General features: G+C 67.3%; 1 protein-coding gene. It reads left to right on the top strand.

Going from position 1 to position 1,197, the window contains the following annotated elements:
* The first annotated feature begins 173 nt into the window (after positions 1-173).
* Positions 174-1,022: a TatD family hydrolase gene (locus tag DBR23_RS28850; RefSeq protein ID WP_108500323.1), complete on the top strand. Its 849-nt coding sequence runs from the start codon at positions 174-176 to the stop codon at positions 1,020-1,022.
* The last annotated feature ends 175 nt before the right edge of the window (positions 1,023-1,197 follow it).

The raw sequence follows: 1,197 nt of genomic DNA, 5'->3' as shown, positions 1-1,197 counted from the left end.
CTGCTGTAGAGGGCGGGCCGGGGCATCCTGTCACCTTTGCTCGTACACGCCAGGGCCTGGCGCACGCAAATGACAGTAGCACGGTTTGCGGGCAAATGCACATGCAGGGCTACACGGGCCCACCGTCCCCTGCGACCGCAGCCTTTGCAGGCTGCATCGGGCATCATCGGCGCATGACCGCCTGGATCGATACCCACTGCCACCTCGACGCCCCCGAGTTCGATGCCGACCGCAGTGCAGTCCGCACACTGGCGGCGGCGCAAGGCGTTTGCCATTGCGTGATTCCGGCCGTGGAGCGCAGCAACTGGGACACCGTGCGGGCGCTGGCGCACCAGCATGGGGACAGCTATGCGCTGGGCATTCATCCCCTCTACACAGGGCGCGCCGAGGAGGAGGACCTGCAGCATCTGGCCGGATACCTGGAGCAGCACCACGCCGACCCGCGCCTGGTGGCGATAGGCGAGATCGGCCTCGATTACTTTGTGCCGGGCCTCGACCCGGCGCGCCAGGAGCGGTTCTACCGCGCACAGCTGCAGCTGGCCCGGCGGTTTGACATGCCGGTGATCCTGCATGTGCGCCGCTCTGCCGACAAGTTGCTCAAGGGCCTGCGGGATTTGCCGGTGCGCGGCGGTATTGCGCATGCCTTCAACGGCAGCCTGCAGCAGGCGCAGGCGTTCATCGGCCTGGGCTTCAAGCTGGGATTTGGCGGTGCGGTGACCTATGACCGCGCCCTGCAGCTGCGCCGTCTGGCCACCGAGCTGCCCGGCGATGCCCTGGTGCTGGAGACGGATGCGCCTGACATTCCGCCCCACTGGCTTTACACCACGGCCGCAGAGCGCGCTGCCGGGCAGCCCCAGGGCCGCAACAGCCCGGGAGAGCTACCCTGCATTGCGGCCGTGGTGGCCCAGCTGCGCGGCGAGTCTGCGCAGGCGCTGGCTGGCAGCACCAGGGCCAATGCCTTGGCCGCCTTGCCCCGGTTGGAGGGGCTGCTGGCAGCCGGGCGACCATCGCAGGGTGGATGAGGGATCGGCCAGAAAGATGAATGGGGAGAAATTTGTGAGTTCGACGCCCTGTGGCAAAGGGCCGACAGCTATCTTTTTTGTGCTGCCAGACGGGGCTGACGGCCCTTTGGGGCCAAAATTGCCCCATGTCCCCAGTCCCTGTTGCCGCCGATCCGTCTGTGGCCGCCACTCCTGA

Origin of the sequence: Acidovorax sp. HMWF018, assembly GCF_003061035.1 — a bacterium.
GTDB lineage: Bacteria > Pseudomonadota > Gammaproteobacteria > Burkholderiales > Burkholderiaceae_C > Acidovorax > Acidovorax delafieldii.
The sequence above is the reverse complement of the archived record's forward strand: the minus strand, read 5'-3'. Positions and strand labels throughout refer to the sequence as shown.

Bases quoted from the DNA above. Each gene is read 5' to 3' on its own strand.
- DBR23_RS28850 (WP_108500323.1), top strand. From the start codon at position 174: ATGACCGCCTGGATCGATACCCACTGCCACCTCGACGCCCCCGAGTTC.